Here is a 15,582-nt window from a genome sequence, read left to right as displayed (position 1 = left end):
GCTTCGAAAACGTGTCCGCCGCAAACCCGGCGACGAAGCACTCAAAATCATCCTCGAAACCGCACTATGACGCCACCAACAATCGCTTACCCAAGAGCGCATACGGATTATTGTACGTCTGTTCCGCATCGACCGCCCGATATGGGGCGGTCAGAGCGGTAAATCGGTACAATAATCCGTATCAGCTCGTCCGGTATTAACTGTTCTGCGAGCGCCCGACTACGTCCAGTGTCAACAGCTCCGCGAGCGCCCGACCACGACTACCGTCGCCGGAGCGTCATCGGCATCCCGCCACGCGGATGGGCCGTCAGCGACGGCAGGAGGTCGAGTTCCCCCTCGCGGTCGGTGTCGAGGCTGAACTCGCGGGCGACGGTCGTCAGGATGACCTGCGCCTCTAGCATTGCGAGGTGCTTACCGATACAGTGGCGTGGCCCGCCTCCGAACGGGAAATACGCGAACCGGGGTCGGTCGCCCTGGTCGAGCCAGCGATCCGGATCGAACTGGTCGGGGTCGTCCCAGAAATCGGGCGATCGGTGGACTGCCCACTGTGGAAGCATGACTGCCGATCCTTTCGGGACGCGGTAGCCGCCGAGTTCGACGTCGCGTGTCGGCTGACGGAACATCACGTAGACGGGCGGATACAGCCGCATGGACTCCTGAATCACCCGCTCTATCAGGTCCAGTTCCCGGACGGCCTCGAACGTGACCGGCCCCTCGACGGCGTCGGCCTCGGCCTGGACTGCCCGCTCGGTCTCCGGGTGGTTCGCCAGCAGATACCAGCTGTAGGTCAGCGTCAGCGCCGTCGTGTCGTGTCCGGCCAGCAGCATCGTCACGACCTCGTCACGCAGCTGCTTGGCGGACTGCTCGCCGCGGTTCCGCGCACGCAGCAGGATCGACAGCACGTCCATCGGCGGGTCCTCGTCGTCCTCGTAACCCTCGGTCCCGCGACGCTCGGCGACGATTTCCGAGACGACCCTGTCCAGTTCGTCCAGGGCCGCCTGGTACTCGCGGTTGTTCGGCGTCGGGACCCAGTCGGGCGTGATGAACCTGATCGGATCGGGTTCGAACCGCGCGCCGATCGGCGCGAGGTTCTCCCGGATGGTCTCGCGCTGGCCCTCGGTCAACTCGACGTCCAGCATGAGGTCACAGATGACGTCCAGGGTCACCTGTGTCATCTCCAGTTCGACGTCGCGGCTGTCCCCGTCCCGCCACGCGTCGATCATCGCTTCCGCGTGACCGGCGATTGTGTCGGTGAACTCGCCCAGCCGGGTCATCGCGAACGCGGGATTGGCGAGGTCGCGCTGGTGCCGCCAGGTGTCGCCTTCGCTCAGTAGCAGCCCCTCGCCAAGGAGGTCGCCGATCGCGTCGTCCTGGAAATCCGGTTTGACGTAACTGTCCGCGTCGGCGACGAGCACCTGCTGGATCTCGTCGGGATCGGTGAGCATGTACGTCTCCAGCGGGCCGAGATCCAGACTGACGACGTCACCGTACGATCGTTCGCAAGCCGTCAAAAACCGAAACGGGTCGTCGGCGTACTGCCTGGCGTTGCCGAACAGCGGCTCGCCTTTGGGCTGAGGCGGGGTCGGGCGCATCACTCTTCGAAAGGGATCAATCGTGATAAGTCCCCGCACAGCGGCGAGCACCGGGTGTTTTCGGCCGTCGCGACTGGGGATGTCGATCGCGCCAACTGTCCTGTCAGTACAGTCGGCAGAATTGATTTACTGTCCCCACCCTGAGTGATGCTGTGGCATACGAAACGATCCTGTTCGACATGGACGGCGTGTTGCTGACTGGCTACCACACCGATCCCGACGTCTACCGCCAGGCAGCGGCTGCGACGCTCGCGGACTTCGGGATCGACTACGAGGGCGAGCCGCCACCGGGACTGGTCGGCCCCGACGACGTCGCAGAAGTGCGGACGACCTGTGACGACCTCGGCCTGCCGGCTGCTCCGGCCTGGGCCTATCGCGAGCGGGCCGCGACGACGATCGAAAACGAGCAGATCGTCGCGGGCGACCGCGTGCCTTTCGACGATACCCCTGTCCTCTCTGATCTCGCCGGCGACCGCACGCTCGCCGTCGTCAGCAACAATCGCCAGGGAACAGTCCGATTCGCTGCCGACCACTTCGACTGGCCGATCGAGGCCGCACGCGGCCGATTTCCGACGCTGTCGGAGTTCGGTCAGCTCAAGCCCGACGCGCACCTGCTTCGGTGGACGCTCGACCGACTCGAGGCCGACGACGCGCTGTTCGTCGGCGATCGTCACACCGACATCGAGGCCGCCCACCACGCCGGGATCGACGCTGCTCTGCTGTCTCGTGACGGCGACGTGCCCGACGGCAACCCGGAACCGACCCACCACATCGAGTCACTTTCCGAACTCCCGGATCTGGTGTGACCAGCGACGGCCCGTCACTCGGCGTTCCAGTCTGAATCAGTCTTCGACCAGAAACATAGGACTTTAGTGGAAGATTCCGTAGTTATTTCGGATTTTGGTTCTGCTTTCGAACTCATAGTACGGATAACTGTTCCTGATTGTTGTATTTATGTCTGGCCCTAAGTGAGTCGGTACCGATCTAGGCTGATCGATACAATATAAGGGGCTCTCGGGAAGTAGTCCGCGACGCGACTTCCTCTTTGGATCGAACTCCTTGCGGTTCGAACGAAGGACGCTCTACGCCAACTTGGATATTATCGAAATACTGCTTCGTCGGGCAGCCGACCTCTCACACCCGTCTGGCCGCCCCGAGGTCGGGTGCGCTCGCGTCGTAGCCGTCCTCGCGGAGTTCGTCCGCGAACGCCGGGCAGCGATCGCCGTGATTGACCAGGATCTCGGCGTCGCGATACGCGTCGAGAAAGTCCAGCAGTCCCTCTCGATCGGCGTGGGCCGAAAAGTCGTAGGCTTCGACCTGTGCGGCGACGGGCATCCGCCGGCCGTCGATCTCCGCGCTGCCGGTTTCGAGTAGCTCGCGGCCGGGCGTGCCCTCGACCTGGTAGCCGGTCAGCGCGATCTTGTTGACCGGCCGATCGGCGATCTCCGGGACGTACGTCATCGCCGGCCCGCCCGAGAGCATCCCGCTGGTCGTGACGATGACTGTGTTCTGCTCGGCGATCCGTCGTCGTTGGCCGTCGCGACCGTCGACGATCCGGGCGTGGGATTTCGACCGCTGCAGTGCCCCCGGGTCGCGAACGAACTCCGGATACTGTCGGAGCATCTCGGTCACGTCCGTGCCCATCCCGTCGACGTAACAGGGGATGTCGTGGGCCTCGCAGACCATGAGCATCTCTTGGGTCCGTCCGATGGCGAACGCCGGGACGACGACGGTCCCGCCCTCCCAGAGAGTCGTCCGCAGACTCTCGACGAACGCTGCTTCGACCGCCTGTCGATCGTCGTGGCTGACATCGGAATACGTGCTCTCACAGACCACTACGTCGGCTTCGGGACGCTCGGTCGTCCCGGCGACGAGCCGCTGATCGTCAGTGTGGAAATCCCCCGTGTAGAGCAAGCGCGTGTCTCCGTCGTCTACGAGTACGTGCGCCGATCCGGGGATGTGGCCGGCGTCGAAGAGCGTCACTTCGTGACCCGCGGCCTCGAACGGCTCCCGGTAGCCGTGCGCCTCCGAGACCTGTGTGACCCGCTGGACGTCCGTTTCGGTGAACGGACACTGCGGGGTGTTCCCGTGGAGTTTCAGCGTGTCCCGGGAGAGCGTGAGCGCGAGTTCCCGGGTCGGTGGCGTCCAGTGGATCGACGGGCGCGCGTCGCCGCTCAGTAGCGACGGCAGCGCTCCGACGTGATCGAGGTGGCCGTGACTGACCACGACTGCGTCGGGGTCGACGTCACCGAGCGGGTACTGCGGCGGCGTGGCCGACTGCATGCCGTAATCCAGCAACAGCGAGTCGTTGACGAGGATCGCACTTCGGCCGATCTCGCCAGCGCCGCCCAGAAACCGGATGTCCATCGAACCCGTGTTATGGCTCGGCGCGTTTGACGGTGGCGATGACATCCTCCGCGCCGTGAACAGAGCGGGACTACGTCCCGCAGGCAGTCGGGCGAGCCCGACGACGGCGCGGTTTCCCCTCCGACGTGGGAGTCTCAGACTGTCTGAGCGTCCCCGGAGGCAATATTCCCGTTGTGGTGGACGGTACTCGGGTCTGTGCGCTGTTCTTTGGGACTTTCCCTCGCGGGAGAGCGTGGTGACTCCGACCAGTCGTGGTCGTCCCACTCGAACCGCACGGGCCGTGCCATCGGCCTGACTGCCTGCTCTGTCTGCCGCTTCAGGAACGTTTCTGACGCTGTAAGGTCGGCGTGACCCTCGAACCCACACGGATAGAGACGCCACCCGTCCCTACTCCCGTCGTGCCTGTTCCTGAGTATTACGAATCGTCGAAAAAGTATTATTGGGGCGTTGGGTATCGTCAGACAACGAGCATGTACGACCGACGCACGCTGTTGCAGGCGATCGGCGCGGGGGCGACAGCCGCGCTGGCTGGCTGTTCGGTGCTGGGCGACTCGTCTGCAGGCGCCCGGACGGTGACCGACGACGCGGGTCGGGACGTCTCACTTCCCGAGTCGGTCGATCGGGTCGTCGCGGTCGGACCCGGAGCCCTGCGGCAGGTGGCGTATCTCGGCGCGACCGATCGAGTCGTCGGCGTCGAGGACGCCGAGAGCGGCTGGATACGGACAGTTCCGTACAACATGGCCAATCCGAGTCTCCGCGAGAAGCGAGTCACCGGCTCGGCGGGTCCGAACGCGGGCGGCAACGGCGAGGAGATCCTCGCTGCTGACCCGGACGTCATCTTCTTTTACGGCGATACCTCCCGGGCCGAAACGCTGCAGTCCCAGACCGACACGCCTGTCGTCGCTCTGGAACTCATGGATCTCGGCGGCGAGGCGACTCGCGAGGGAATCTACGAGACCTGGCGGCTGGTCGGCGACGTCCTCGATCTCGAGGATCGGGCCGCCGAACTGGAGACGTTCGTCGAGGAGACGGTTGCCGACCTCCGCGATCGGACGGCAGACCTCCCGGACGAGCAGCGAGTCGACGCCTACGCCGGGGCGGTCAGCTACAAGGGTGCACACGGGCTGGCGACCACGCGAAAGCGATTCCCGCCGTTCGCGTACGCCGGCGTCGACAACGTCGCGAGCGGGATCGGATCCGATTCGCCGTCGGTCCAGCTCAGCGAGGAACAGTTGCTCGAGTGGGACCCCGAGGCGATCTTCGTCGACTCTCACAACCTCGACCGGGCTCGTGAGGATCTCCAAACGACGGCCGCGTACGACGAGTTGACGGCCGTTTCCGGCGGGGAGATATACACCCTGCTTCCCCACGCCAGCTACAACCACAACTACGGGTCGATCCTGGCCAACGCCTACTTCGTCGGCACGACGCTGTATCCCGATCGATTCGACGACGCCGATCTCTCGGAAAGCGTCGATTCGATCTTCGAGACCCTGCTGGGTGCACCGCTGTACGACGATCTGCTCGAGACCCACGAGGCCTATCAGCGCCTCGGTGATCTCGATGGCTAGCGAAACCGTGCGGGACGGCGATCCGGGCCAGTACCGTCGATCGGAGGAGCCAGCCCGTCGACAGACGGGCCGAGAAACAGTCCGAGAGAATCGGACGCAGACGACTCGACGGGTCTACGCCGTCGCGAGTGGGTCGACGCTCGTGCTCCTGCTCGCGTCGCTGGCGGCGATCGCGATCGGATCGGTACACGTTCCGCTCGCCGACGTCGTCGCCGCTCTCGCCGGTGGCGGAACGCCGACTCAGCGTGCGATCGTCTGGAACCTCCGGCTCCCCCGAGTCCTCGGTGCGGTCGTCGCCGGGGCCGGACTCGCCGTCGCCGGCGCGGCGATGCAGACCGTCCTCCGGAACCCCCTGGGCGCGCCCTACACGCTGGGGATCTCCCAGGCTGCGGCGTTCGGCGCGGCCGTCGCAGTCGTCCTCGGATTCGGCAGCGCCGCCTCGGAACTCGGATCGATCGGACCCTATCTCACGACCGTCGCCGCCTTTCTGGCGGCGATGGTCTCGACGGGGTTGATCCTCGTTCTGGTGACTTACCGGCAGGCCACCCCCGAGACGCTGATCCTGACCGGCGTCGCCGTCGGATCGCTGTTCACCGCCGGCATGACGCTACTGCAGTACTTCGCCAGTGACACCGAAGTTGCCGCTATCGTCTACTGGACGTTCGGCGACGTCGGTCGCGCCGGCTGGATGCACGTCGCACTCATGACGGCGGTCGTGGCGGCCGGGCTGGCGTACTTCCTGGTCAATGCCTGGAACTACGACGTCATGGACGCGGGGACGGCGACAGCGAAGAGCCTCGGCGTCCCGGTCGAGTCACTGCGGGTCAGGGGGATGGCCGTCGCCTCGCTGGTGACGGCGATCGTCATCTCGTTCGTGGGGATCATCGGGTTCGTCGGACTGGTCGCTCCCCACGTCGTCCGGATGCTCGTCGGCGGGACCGAGCGACACCTGCTGCCGATCACGGCCGTCGTCGGCGGTGCGCTGCTGGTCGCGGCTGACACGCTCGCCCGGACGGTCCTCGCGCCGGTCGTCCTGCCGGTCGGAATCCTCACCTCGTTTCTGGGCGCACCGCTTTTCATCTACCTCGTCATCAACGGGAGGGAGTACTGGTGACGCTCGACGTCCGCGATCTCGCGTTCGCGTATGGAGATGAATCGGTACTCGAAGGTGTGAACCTGACCGCCGAGTCGGGCGAGTTGCTCGGGTTGCTCGGGCCGAACGGATCCGGCAAGTCGACGCTGTTGCAGTCGCTCAACCGGATCCACGAGCCGGACGCGGGAACGGTCCTGGTGGACGGCGATCGTGTTTCGGAACTTGATCGCACGGAACTCGCCCGCCGGGTCGGATACGTGCCCCAGGACGAACAGGGCGCGTTCCCGGCGACGGTCTACGAGACGATCCTGCAGGGACGACGGCCACACGGCGGCTGGTCGCCCGGCCGGGTCGATCGCGCGGCGGTCGAGGGGACGATCGAGCAGCTCGACCTCGCGGCGTTCACGAGTCGGAACGTCGCCGATCTCAGCGGCGGCCAGCGCCAGAAAGTGCGACTCGGGCGTGCGCTCGTGGGTGATCCGTCCGTACTGCTACTGGACGAACCGACCAGCGCGCTCGACCTGAAACACCAGCTAGACGTGATGGAACTGGTCGGCGAACACGTTCGCGACCGGGGAGTGACCGGGATCGTCGCCATCCACGATCTGAACCTCGCGGCACGGTACTGCGATCGGGTCGCGCTGCTCTCCAACGGCGAGATATACGACGTCGGTGGGCCGGACGTGCTGACCCCGGAGACGATCCGGGCGGTCTACGGCGTCGAGGCGACCGTCAAACATCACCGCGGACGACGCCTGATCGTCACCGAGCGTTCAGCGAGAACGCCGTCAGTCGCCTCGGCGGCGCATTCGGGCCCTGACGACGGCCGGTACTGTACGCGATAGCGCACTCGTGGCAAAGATACATGCGGGGGGCGTCCCGAACGTCCGCCATGGCCGCGCCCGAGGAAGACGCCGGTGTCCTGGAGAGCAAGCGCACCGCAACGCGATACCAGATTCTGGTCGAGATCGCCGAGCGCCAGCCGGCGGTCAGCCAGCAGGAGATCGCCGACGAGATCGGCGTCACCGCACAGGCGGTCAGCGACTACCTGCAGGAACTGGTCGAGGACGGCTACGTCGAAAAGCACGGCCGGGGGCGCTACGAGGTCACGAAAGAGGGCGTCGACTGGCTGATCTCACAGACGGCGTCGCTCCAGGACTTTCTCGATCACGTCTCCGAAGACGTCATCGGCCAGGTCGAAGTCGAGACGGCGGTCGCCGCGACGGACCTCGAGGAGGGACAGACAGTCACGCTGACGATGCAGGAGGGGCTGTTGCACGCCGAGGCCGGCGAGGCCGGCAACGCGACGGCAGTCGTGATGACTGACGCGTCGGCCGGCGAAGACGTCGGCGTCACGAACTTCGAGGGGGTCGTCGAGTACGATCTGGGGACAGTGACAGTCGTCGCCGTTCCACACGTTCGAAACGGCGGCTCTCGGGCGGTCGATCCGGAACGCGTCGAGGCTGAAGCCGACGACCACGATCTCGTGGCGGCCGCGGGCACCGAAGCACTGGTCGCAGTCCGTACGGCCGGACTCGATCCCGACCTCCGGTTCGGCACCGCCGAGGCCGTCCAGGAGGCCGCGACCAAGGGCCTGACCGTGTTGCTGGTGGCGACGACGACCAAGCTCTCGCGTCACACTGACCGTCTGCGCGAGAACGGCATCAGCTACGAGGTGCTGGACGCCGGCGAGTAGCCAGACGGGCGGCTGCGTTTCGACACCGGGGCCGACAGCTGTTCTCCCGCCTCACCACTCGCGGAACGACCGATGTCGGGCGGCGACATCGGCCACGTCTGCTTCGTCGAGTGTCCCCCTGTCCGTGCAGACGTCCGCACACAGGTCGGCAGGTGTCACCTCGAACAGCGGGTTCGCGACCGCGATATCGGCGTCACCCTCGTACAGCGCCGTCGGTGCCTGCTCGATCTCGACGTCGGTCTCGGGTGCGATCTTGTCCGCGGCGGCGACGACGTAACACGGCAGGTCGTGAGCGACCGCCGCCAGCGCGAGCCCGTACGTTCCCACCTTGTTCAGTACACGACCGTCCGGTAGGATCGTGTCGGCGCCCACGATCACCGCGTCGGCGTCGAACTCGGCGAGCTGGCCGGCCAGCGCGGCGTCGCTCGTCAGCGTCACGTCGTGGCGTGTCGCCAGCGACTCGGCGACGCCGATCCCCTCGCCGCCGGGGCGCGATTCCGCGACCAGTACGGCCTCGGGATCGGCCAGCTCCAGTGCCGCTCGGACCGTTCCGGATCGCGAGAGCGTACAGATACGCGCACCGTCGATCCGGTCCGCGGCGACGGCCGCGGCCGCTCGATCGGCCTCGACGGCGCTCGCGATCCCCTCGCGAGCCGACCGTTCGACGGCCCCCGGCGCGTGCTCGTCGGCTTCGCTCATGACGCGGTTGAGCCGGTTCTCGACGACCGCCATCGACGGGCGAGCGGCGAGCAACTCGCGAGCCACGCCGGCGACACCGTCCCAGTCCTCGGCCAGCGCGGCTTCGTCGCGAAGGACTTCGAGGGCGCGAACCGACAGCCAGGCCGACCCGTGTTCGTCGTCGGCCGCGACGGTCTTGACCGTCGGCCGGACGCGGTCGTAGGAACGCCACAGCTTGGGGACCGTCTCGCGTCGTCGGATCTCGGTCGCGTGACACCATTCCCAGTCCGCGAGCTCCCAGTTCGGGTCGATCTCGCGCGTCTCGGCCTCGAACAGGAACGGGTCAACTGCCCCGGGGTCAAGCCCCGAGGCTTGTCAGTGGACTCCCGCTCTATCCGCGCAGGGCGGAAGGCCGGAATTGGCCGTTCGCGTTCAGCGTCCCTGACTTGAGGGCCAGTTGACTGGTGGCCCGTCCAGCCCCAGACTTGAGCCAGTGCTGGACAAGCCGCCACCCGATATTCCGAGCGGCGTTATAATCGGCGTGGAGTTCCTTTCCACACTTCAGGCACTCGAACTCGTCACCATCACGATTATCCTCGTGCGTGAACCCGCATTCGCCGTGACTGCACCGTTGCGACGTGTAGGCAGGCGCAACATCGTCAACATCGATGCCGTATTCTTCGGCTTTGTATTCGACGTGGTGCTGAAGTTCACGGAACGCCCACTGCTGGAACTTCGAAGCGTTCGAGATGCGCTCCCGGATATGCGTCAGGTTCTCGAACGCAATCGCTGTGCAGTCGTTCTCGACGGCTTCCTGCACAATCGCTTTCGAGACGCGGTGGAGGTAGTCTGCACTCCACCGAGCGAACCGTGAGCCGATGCTCTTGATTGTGAGGTGCGCGGAACGAGTCCCCGTCTGTTGGAGATTACCGCGCCGACGTTCATACTCGTCGCGCTTGTGGTTGAGATAGTCTGCATTGCCAAAGAACGCTCCTGTACTGGTGACGGCGAGGTAACCGTCCACGTTCAAATCGACGCCGAGAACCACTCCGTTCTCGGTCGATTCATCACGAGAATCAGCGGGTTCGACTTCTTTCTCGACTGCGACGTGGAGGGAGTACGTGCCGTCACGCTTGTGGAGTGTTGCTTCTTTGCGCTCCCAGTCATCTGTCCAATACTCCGCGAACGGCGTGCCCTCGTCGTCTTCGGGCGTGACGAACTCGGCGGTCACGCGGTCGCGCACGGTGGCAAGGGTCACGTGGTCGTCGTTGTACGTGATGGTTCGCCCGTTGTACACGACGACGCTCCCTCGGAACTCGGGCTTGCTTGCCTTTTTGCCGTCGTCGAGGATGCGGTCTTTGCAGTTGCCGAGTGCGTCGGCGGCGAGGTTGCGGGCGGATTGGACGAGACTGGCTTGCAGACTGGTCTGCTCCCGAACCTCCGTGTAGGTTTGGTTGTGGAGCGTGTTCTTTGTGTCCTCGATTTCTGTGGGGTCGTCGTTCCATCCAGCGTCAGCGACGTGTTGGGCCGCCTGACGGAATTGCTCGAACGTCTCATCGAGGATGCTATGAGCGTCCTCGGGAACGTCGAGCTTTAGCTGGATGTTGCGAACGACCTCCATACTTCATCAGTATGCTTAGAGATACTTGAAAGTATTTCTCCAGTCGTTGGGGAGTCGGACTTGCCATCGCGTGAGGTTTGTGTCGTCGAGTGTCGGCTTCCTCCCCGACCTCAAGGGTCGGGGTATCCGCCTCGCAATCTCTATGAACGCGCCAGCGAGTCCCCCGGTCGGCGTCCTCGACCGCGAACGGATCGCCCTGCCGGACGAGCGCCACGTCCTGGAGGCCAGTCTCCTCGCGGATCTCTCGTCGTGCGGCAGTCTCCGGACTGTCCGGTGGTGCACCCCGTTCCGGCGCGAGATAGCCGGTGATCGCTCCCCACCGACCCGGGTACGACCCGGCGTCGTCGCTACGACGGACGAGCAGGACCGCCCCCTCGTTGCGCAGAACGCACGTGACGACCTCGTGTTCGTCCATACCCCCGCTTCACGGCCGACTGGGAAAACGCCGACGCCGCGCTCAGGGGCAGTTGACAAAGCGCCGACGCGCGCTCGGGGGCAGTCGACAAAACGCCAGCGCCGCGTTTTTGACCCGTGCTCGTTTATCCTCGCCCATGAACGTCGCGATCATCAGCGATACGCACATTCCGTCGCGAGCCCACTCGATCCCGGCGTGGGCGCGCCGACGCGTCAGCGAGGCCGATCACGTGATCCACGCGGGTGATTTCGACTCCACGAAGGCGCTGGCTGACGTCCGCGAGTTCGCCTCCCGGCTCACGGCCGTCGGCGGGAACATGGACCCCCGCGGGCTCGACCTGCCGGACGTCCGGACCGTCCGGCTCGGCGGCGTCACGTTCGTCGTGACTCACGGCACAGGAAACCGTCGGGATTACGAACATCGCGTCGCCCGGATCGTCGACGACCAGGACGTCGACGGGCCCGTCGTCGGCGTCGCCGGACACACTCACGAACTGCTGGATACGACTGTCGACGGCGTCCGACTGCTCAATCCCGGGAGCGTCACCGGTGCCGCTCCAGCCCAAGCGGCGACGATGTTGACCGCCGAAGCCAGTGACGGCGAACTGGACGTGACGGTGCATCGAGAGTGACGCAGCCGACCGGAAGCGATGGTGACTGTCGGAGCCGGTCGAGGATCGCGATTCGCTTTCCTGGCGGGATCTGTGACGATCGCTGCCGTGCTAGATGGCGGGTGCCTTCACGCTGATCGACCACCCACATTCCGGACAGGTCCAGTCGTAGTAGACTGTACTCGACGTGAGCACTCCACCGCGCTCTCGCGTCACCTCGAGGTTCCCGCTCGCTCGCGCACAGGCCACGTGGTATCTCACCCCACACCGCGAGCAGGAATCATCTATTTGCCCCTCCCCACAGAGTGTGCAATCGTCCTCCCTGTCCATCACAATCTAATATAATTTTAGTTACGGGATATAACGGTTGTCGATGGTTTCAGGCCGAGGTGCCGATGAGGTATGCACCTATATTGTGAACTCTTCTCACACCTGGCAGGTTGCGCTCCTACCGGGTCACTTTTTGCGGATCTGCCCCGAGAGAGGGACATGGAGGTCTTCGCGGTCCCGGGGCTGCCGGAAGTGCAGGCCGGTGACGACGTCGCTGCATTGATCGCCCGGCAGGCCGACCTGCAGGACGGTGACGTGCTCTGTGTCGCGAGCACGATCGTCTCGAAAGCGGAGGGACGGGCGTTCGATCTCTCGGATTTCGAGGCGAGTCACCGCGCTCGGGGCATCGCCCGCCGACTCGAAGGGATCACCGGCGACCGGAAGGACCCCAGATTCGCCCAGGCAGTCCTCGAAGAGAGCGAGGAGCTGCTGATGACTGCCCCGTTCCTGCTGACCGTCACCCGGTTCGGTCACATCACGGTCAACGCGGGGATCGACCGCTCGAACGTCCCCGGCGCGGACCTGCTAATGTTGCCCGAGGATCCCGCTGCCAGCGCCCGGGCGATTCGGGAGGGACTGTCGGTCGATGCGCCCGTCGTCGTCACCGACACTTCCGGTCGGCCGTTCCGCCACGGCCAGCGTGCGGTCGCGCTGGGCTGGGCCGGGATGGCTGCCAACCGCGACTGGCGCGGCGAACCCGATCGTGACGGGCGCGAACTCGGCGTCACCGTCCAGTCCGTGGTCGACGAACTCGCCGGCGCCGCGAACCTCGTCACCGGCGAAGGTGACGGCGGGACGCCGGTCGCCGTCGTCCGGGACTGGACTTTCGGCGATCACGACGGCCACGACCGGCTCTTCCGGGATCCGGAGACCGACTTCGTTCGACAGGCGCTACGCCAGTGGAGTTACTGATGTACGGACTCGAACTCACCCCAGAGCATCCAGTCGAAACGCTTTCAGACTTCGCGGTGACGGCCGAATCGGTCGGCTTCGACGCCGCGTTCGCCAGTCACCACTACAACAACCGCGACCAGTTCATGGCGCTGACCGATATCGCCCGCGAGACCGAGACGCTACAGGTCGGTCCGGGCATCGCCAACCCCTACGAGACTCACCCCGTGACGCTGGCTTCGCGGATGGCCACGCTCGAGGAACTCTCCGGCGGCCGGGGCCTCTTCGGGATCGGTCCGGGTGACAGGTCGACGCTCGCGAACCTCGGTTACGACCAGGACGGCGCGCTTCGCCGGACCCTGGAGACGTTCAAGGTCGCCCAGAAACTGTGGGCCGGCGAGCGCGTCGATCACGACGGCACGTTCCAGGCCGAGGACGCCGCTCTCAACTACGAGGTCGGATCGATCCCGGTCTACGTCGGCGCGCAGGGGCCACACATGACCAGAATGGCCGCGAAACACGCCGACGGCGTGCTGTTTAACGGCTCGCACCCGCGGGATTACGAGTGGGCGGCCGAGCAGGTCGCGCACGGACTCGACGAGCGGCCCGAGCACCGCGGGGCGTTCGACTTCGGCGCGTACGCGTCGGTTTCGATCGCCGAAGACGAGGACGACGCGCGGGAGGCGGCCCGGCCACCGGTCGCCTTCATCGCTGGCAGTGCCGCGCCGCCGCTGCTGGATCGGCACGACCTCGACCGCGAGCGTGCCGAGGAGATCAGCGCGGCCATCTCCAGTGGGGACTTCGAGACAGCCTTCGGGGCCGTGACGCCGGCGATGATCGACGCCTTCTGCATCACGGGCACGCCCGAGACGGTCTCCGAACAGATCGAGGCCGTCCTCGAGTACGTCGACAGCTTCGTCGCCGGGTCACCGCTGGGCCCGGACGTCGGGACGGCTATCGAGCTCCTGGGGGATGTGTTCGGCCGGATCGACTCGGCGTGACCAGATCCACGATCGCTCCCAGCGTGAGCACGCCCAGCACGCCAACCGCCACGAGGACGAACAGCGCGCCGAAAAGCACGAGAATTCCCGCCAGTGGATCCCGCGTCGCCACGTCGACGAACTCCGGGCCGATCGACTGCACGCTTTCGAGCAGTTCCGAGAGGAACGTCTCCAGGGATACCATACCACCACTTGCCGGGCTTGGTACTTGTGTGTTCGTCCCGCGAACTTTTCTCGCTGCTCCCCGTAACTCGTGGATATGGAACGGGACGCCACTCTCGAAGACTTTCTCGACTCCGGCGAGGGCGACCCGCCGGATACGGCGTCAGGTGGACCCATAGACGCGGACCGAGATGATGAAACGCCTGATACCGCGGACCGAGATGATGAAACGCCTGATACCGCGGACCGAGATGATGAAACGCCTGACACCGCGGAGCCGGACGACGCTGATATCGCGACCTCGGCGATGAGCTACCGATCCGGTGGCGGTGCCTGTGCGGTCTGTGGCACGGTCGTCGAGCGCCGATGGCGTGACGACGACGGACTGGTCTGCCGGGACTGCAAGACCTGGTAGCTCGGACGATCGGTTATTTCAACTGACTGCCATTAAGAAACGTTAACATATCCTCAGCCGCTAGGCGCGGTAACGACTACGTCGGGAGTCCGGACGGCAGCGTCTAGCGGCCGAGCGAGCGTCCGTGGCCCGCTCGAAGCCGGACGCCCGGCGAGCACCCGAGGTCATACAATGACGGATTCCGAGACACACGCCGGGTCGCAAACGGCCTCCAGCGTCGAGACGGCCGCCGAAACCGTTCACCGCGTCATCGACAACGTCGAACAGGTTATCGTCGGCCACCACGACGAAATCGAGCACGTCCTCGTAGCGATGCTTGCCGGTGGGCACGTCCTGCTGGAAGACGTGCCCGGCGTCGGCAAGACGATGCTCTCGCGGGCTGTCGCCACGTCCTTCGACGGGACGTTCAAACGGATCCAGTTCACGCCTGATCTGCTTCCGGCTGACGTCACTGGCGTCGACGTGTACAACCAGCAGACGAGCGAGTTCGTGTTCCACGAGGGGCCGATCTTCGCGAACGTCGTCCTCGGCGACGAGATCAATCGCGCCCCGCCGAAGACACAGTCCGCGCTGCTGGAGGCGATGGAGGAACGGCAGGTTACCGTCGACGGGACGACCCGGCCCGTCCCGACGCCGTTCACCGTGATCGCGACCCAGAACACCGTCGAACAGAACCGGACGTACGAACTCCCGCTGGCCGAGCGCGATCGCTTCACCTCGAAACTCCAGCTCGGCTACCCCGACGCCGACGAGGAAGTCGCGATGCTCGACCGGATCGTCGGCCACCACCCCATCGAGGACATCTCACCGGTCGTGACGCTCCCGGAGTTCCAGACGGCACGCGACACGACTGCCGCGGTGACGGTCGAACGACCTGTCCAGGAGTACGTCACCGAGCTGGCCACCTACACCCGCGAACACGCACAGCTGGGGGCGAGTCCGCGGGCGTCACTGTCGCTGTTACGGGCCGCCCAGGCGCGGGCACTGCTCGCCGGTCGCGGGTACGTCACGCCTGACGACGTGCAGGTGGAGGCACCGGTCGTCTGGCCGCATCGCATCCGGACGGAAACGGGCGAACAAACGCCGACCGGACTCGTGAGCGACGCGCTTGAGGCCGTTCCGGTCGTGTGATCGATGCCG

General features: G+C 65.5%; 17 protein-coding genes and 1 pseudogene. 10 read left to right on the top strand and 8 right to left on the bottom strand.

The annotated features are described in order from the left end of the window. Positions 1 to 260: 260 nt before the first annotated feature. Positions 261 to 1,592: a cytochrome P450 gene (locus OB916_RS09250; protein WP_315909006.1), complete on the bottom strand. Its 1,332-nt coding sequence runs from the start codon at positions 1,590 to 1,592 to the stop codon at positions 261 to 263. A gap of 152 nt (positions 1,593 to 1,744) precedes the next feature. On the opposite strand from OB916_RS09250, the gene OB916_RS09245 reads away from it, so the two are divergent. Next, positions 1,745 to 2,398, top strand: coding sequence for an HAD family hydrolase (locus OB916_RS09245; protein ID WP_315909005.1), 654 nt, complete (start codon positions 1,745 to 1,747; stop codon positions 2,396 to 2,398). A gap of 328 nt (positions 2,399 to 2,726) precedes the next feature. On the opposite strand, the gene OB916_RS09240 is transcribed toward OB916_RS09245, so the two are convergent. After that, entirely contained in the window at positions 2,727 to 3,959 is a 1,233-nt protein-coding gene (locus OB916_RS09240) for an MBL fold metallo-hydrolase (protein WP_315909004.1), read from the bottom strand. Between the two features lie 134 nt (positions 3,960 to 4,093). Beyond that, positions 4,094 to 4,324, bottom strand: a pseudogene (locus tag OB916_RS09235) (RNA-guided endonuclease TnpB family protein); the annotation flags it as partial. Between the two features lie 105 nt (positions 4,325 to 4,429). Here OB916_RS09235 and OB916_RS09230 point away from each other — a divergent pair. Genes OB916_RS09230 through OB916_RS09215 form a run of 4 tightly spaced genes read left to right on the top strand, consistent with a single transcriptional unit; the run spans position 4,430 to position 8,319 of the window. Next, positions 4,430 to 5,530 (top strand): ABC transporter substrate-binding protein, encoded by a 1,101-nt coding sequence (locus OB916_RS09230; RefSeq protein WP_315909003.1) that lies wholly within the window; start codon positions 4,430 to 4,432, stop codon positions 5,528 to 5,530. Then, positions 5,523 to 6,644, top strand: a complete 1,122-nt coding sequence (locus OB916_RS09225; protein ID WP_315909002.1) for a FecCD family ABC transporter permease — start codon at positions 5,523 to 5,525, stop codon at positions 6,642 to 6,644. Before OB916_RS09230 ends, OB916_RS09225 begins: the two co-directional genes overlap by 8 nt. Continuing rightward, positions 6,641 to 7,468: an ABC transporter ATP-binding protein gene (locus tag OB916_RS09220; protein ID WP_315909001.1), complete on the top strand. Its 828-nt coding sequence runs from the start codon at positions 6,641 to 6,643 to the stop codon at positions 7,466 to 7,468. The genes OB916_RS09225 and OB916_RS09220 overlap by 4 nt, the downstream gene beginning before the upstream one ends. A 47-nt stretch (positions 7,469 to 7,515) precedes the next feature. Further along, entirely contained in the window at positions 7,516 to 8,319 is an 804-nt protein-coding gene (locus tag OB916_RS09215; protein ID WP_315909000.1) for a DUF7839 domain-containing protein, read from the top strand. Positions 8,320 to 8,370: 51 nt separating this feature from the next. Here OB916_RS09215 and OB916_RS09210 read toward each other — a convergent pair whose 3' ends face one another. The 3 genes from OB916_RS09210 to OB916_RS09200 form a co-directional block, all read right to left on the bottom strand. Next, positions 8,371 to 9,231 carry a translation initiation factor eIF-2B gene (locus OB916_RS09210; RefSeq protein ID WP_315909008.1) on the bottom strand — a complete coding sequence of 287 codons (861 nt, stop codon included), beginning with the start codon at positions 9,229 to 9,231 and terminating at the stop codon, positions 8,371 to 8,373. A gap of 157 nt (positions 9,232 to 9,388) precedes the next feature. Further along, positions 9,389 to 10,618, bottom strand: a complete 1,230-nt coding sequence (locus OB916_RS09205; protein WP_315908999.1) for an RNA-guided endonuclease InsQ/TnpB family protein — start codon at positions 10,616 to 10,618, stop codon at positions 9,389 to 9,391. After that, positions 10,563 to 11,033 (bottom strand): NUDIX domain-containing protein, encoded by a 471-nt coding sequence (locus OB916_RS09200; protein WP_315908998.1) that lies wholly within the window; start codon positions 11,031 to 11,033, stop codon positions 10,563 to 10,565. The genes OB916_RS09205 and OB916_RS09200 overlap by 56 nt, the downstream gene beginning before the upstream one ends. A 136-nt stretch (positions 11,034 to 11,169) precedes the next feature. On the opposite strand from OB916_RS09200, the gene OB916_RS09195 reads away from it, so the two are divergent. Further along, positions 11,170 to 11,664 carry a metallophosphoesterase family protein gene (locus OB916_RS09195; protein ID WP_315908997.1) on the top strand — a complete coding sequence of 165 codons (495 nt, stop codon included), beginning with the start codon at positions 11,170 to 11,172 and terminating at the stop codon, positions 11,662 to 11,664. A gap of 90 nt (positions 11,665 to 11,754) precedes the next feature. On the opposite strand, the gene OB916_RS09190 is transcribed toward OB916_RS09195, so the two are convergent. Beyond that, positions 11,755 to 11,973 carry a hypothetical protein gene (locus OB916_RS09190; protein WP_315908996.1) on the bottom strand — a complete coding sequence of 73 codons (219 nt, stop codon included), beginning with the start codon at positions 11,971 to 11,973 and terminating at the stop codon, positions 11,755 to 11,757. Between the two features lie 159 nt (positions 11,974 to 12,132). On the opposite strand from OB916_RS09190, the gene OB916_RS09185 reads away from it, so the two are divergent. Beyond that, positions 12,133 to 12,885: a coenzyme F420-0:L-glutamate ligase gene (locus OB916_RS09185; protein ID WP_315908995.1), complete on the top strand. Its 753-nt coding sequence runs from the start codon at positions 12,133 to 12,135 to the stop codon at positions 12,883 to 12,885. Continuing rightward, positions 12,885 to 13,865, top strand: coding sequence for a 5,10-methylenetetrahydromethanopterin reductase (locus OB916_RS09180; RefSeq protein WP_315908994.1), 981 nt, complete (start codon positions 12,885 to 12,887; stop codon positions 13,863 to 13,865). Before OB916_RS09185 ends, OB916_RS09180 begins: the two co-directional genes overlap by 1 nt. Here OB916_RS09180 and OB916_RS09175 read toward each other — a convergent pair. Then, positions 13,819 to 14,049 carry a hypothetical protein gene (locus OB916_RS09175; protein WP_315908993.1) on the bottom strand — a complete coding sequence of 77 codons (231 nt, stop codon included), beginning with the start codon at positions 14,047 to 14,049 and terminating at the stop codon, positions 13,819 to 13,821. The two genes, OB916_RS09180 and OB916_RS09175, sit on opposite strands and share 47 nt — an antisense overlap. A 75-nt stretch (positions 14,050 to 14,124) precedes the next feature. Between OB916_RS09175 and OB916_RS09170 the strand changes: the two genes are divergently transcribed. Next, the gene (locus OB916_RS09170) at positions 14,125 to 14,442 is read left to right on the top strand and encodes a DUF7573 domain-containing protein (protein ID WP_315908992.1); all 318 of its coding nucleotides are present in this window, start codon (positions 14,125 to 14,127) and stop codon (positions 14,440 to 14,442) included. A 171-nt stretch (positions 14,443 to 14,613) separates the two neighbouring features. Continuing rightward, positions 14,614 to 15,573, top strand: coding sequence for an AAA family ATPase (locus OB916_RS09165; RefSeq protein WP_315908991.1), 960 nt, complete (start codon positions 14,614 to 14,616; stop codon positions 15,571 to 15,573). Positions 15,574 to 15,582: the final 9 nt, after the last annotated feature.

The sequence above is a fragment of the Halapricum hydrolyticum genome (genome assembly GCF_025517535.1).
Classification (GTDB): domain Archaea; phylum Halobacteriota; class Halobacteria; order Halobacteriales; family Haloarculaceae; genus Halapricum; species Halapricum hydrolyticum.
This window is presented reverse-complemented; position numbering and strand designations above follow the sequence as displayed.

Excerpts from the sequence above, each read along its gene's own strand:
- OB916_RS09165 (WP_315908991.1), top strand. The coding sequence starts at position 14,614 with ATGACGGATTCCGAGACACACGCCGGGTCGCAAACGGCCTCCAGCGTC.
- OB916_RS09180 (WP_315908994.1), top strand. The coding sequence starts at position 12,885 with ATGTACGGACTCGAACTCACCCCAGAGCATCCAGTCGAAACGCTTTCA.
- OB916_RS09215 (WP_315909000.1), top strand. The coding sequence starts at position 7,516 with ATGGCCGCGCCCGAGGAAGACGCCGGTGTCCTGGAGAGCAAGCGCACC.
- OB916_RS09230 (WP_315909003.1), top strand. The coding sequence starts at position 4,430 with ATGTACGACCGACGCACGCTGTTGCAGGCGATCGGCGCGGGGGCGACA.
- OB916_RS09175 (WP_315908993.1), bottom strand. The coding sequence starts at position 14,049 with ATGGTATCCCTGGAGACGTTCCTCTCGGAACTGCTCGAAAGCGTGCAG.
- OB916_RS09190 (WP_315908996.1), bottom strand. The coding sequence starts at position 11,973 with ATGGACAGGGAGGACGATTGCACACTCTGTGGGGAGGGGCAAATAGAT.
- OB916_RS09200 (WP_315908998.1), bottom strand. The coding sequence starts at position 11,033 with ATGGACGAACACGAGGTCGTCACGTGCGTTCTGCGCAACGAGGGGGCG.
- OB916_RS09195 (WP_315908997.1), top strand. The coding sequence starts at position 11,170 with ATGAACGTCGCGATCATCAGCGATACGCACATTCCGTCGCGAGCCCAC.
- OB916_RS09225 (WP_315909002.1), top strand. The coding sequence starts at position 5,523 with ATGGCTAGCGAAACCGTGCGGGACGGCGATCCGGGCCAGTACCGTCGA.
- OB916_RS09240 (WP_315909004.1), bottom strand. The coding sequence starts at position 3,959 with ATGGACATCCGGTTTCTGGGCGGCGCTGGCGAGATCGGCCGAAGTGCG.
- OB916_RS09170 (WP_315908992.1), top strand. The coding sequence starts at position 14,125 with ATGGAACGGGACGCCACTCTCGAAGACTTTCTCGACTCCGGCGAGGGC.
- OB916_RS09205 (WP_315908999.1), bottom strand. The coding sequence starts at position 10,618 with ATGGAGGTCGTTCGCAACATCCAGCTAAAGCTCGACGTTCCCGAGGAC.
- OB916_RS09185 (WP_315908995.1), top strand. The coding sequence starts at position 12,133 with ATGGAGGTCTTCGCGGTCCCGGGGCTGCCGGAAGTGCAGGCCGGTGAC.
- OB916_RS09250 (WP_315909006.1), bottom strand. The coding sequence starts at position 1,592 with ATGCGCCCGACCCCGCCTCAGCCCAAAGGCGAGCCGCTGTTCGGCAAC.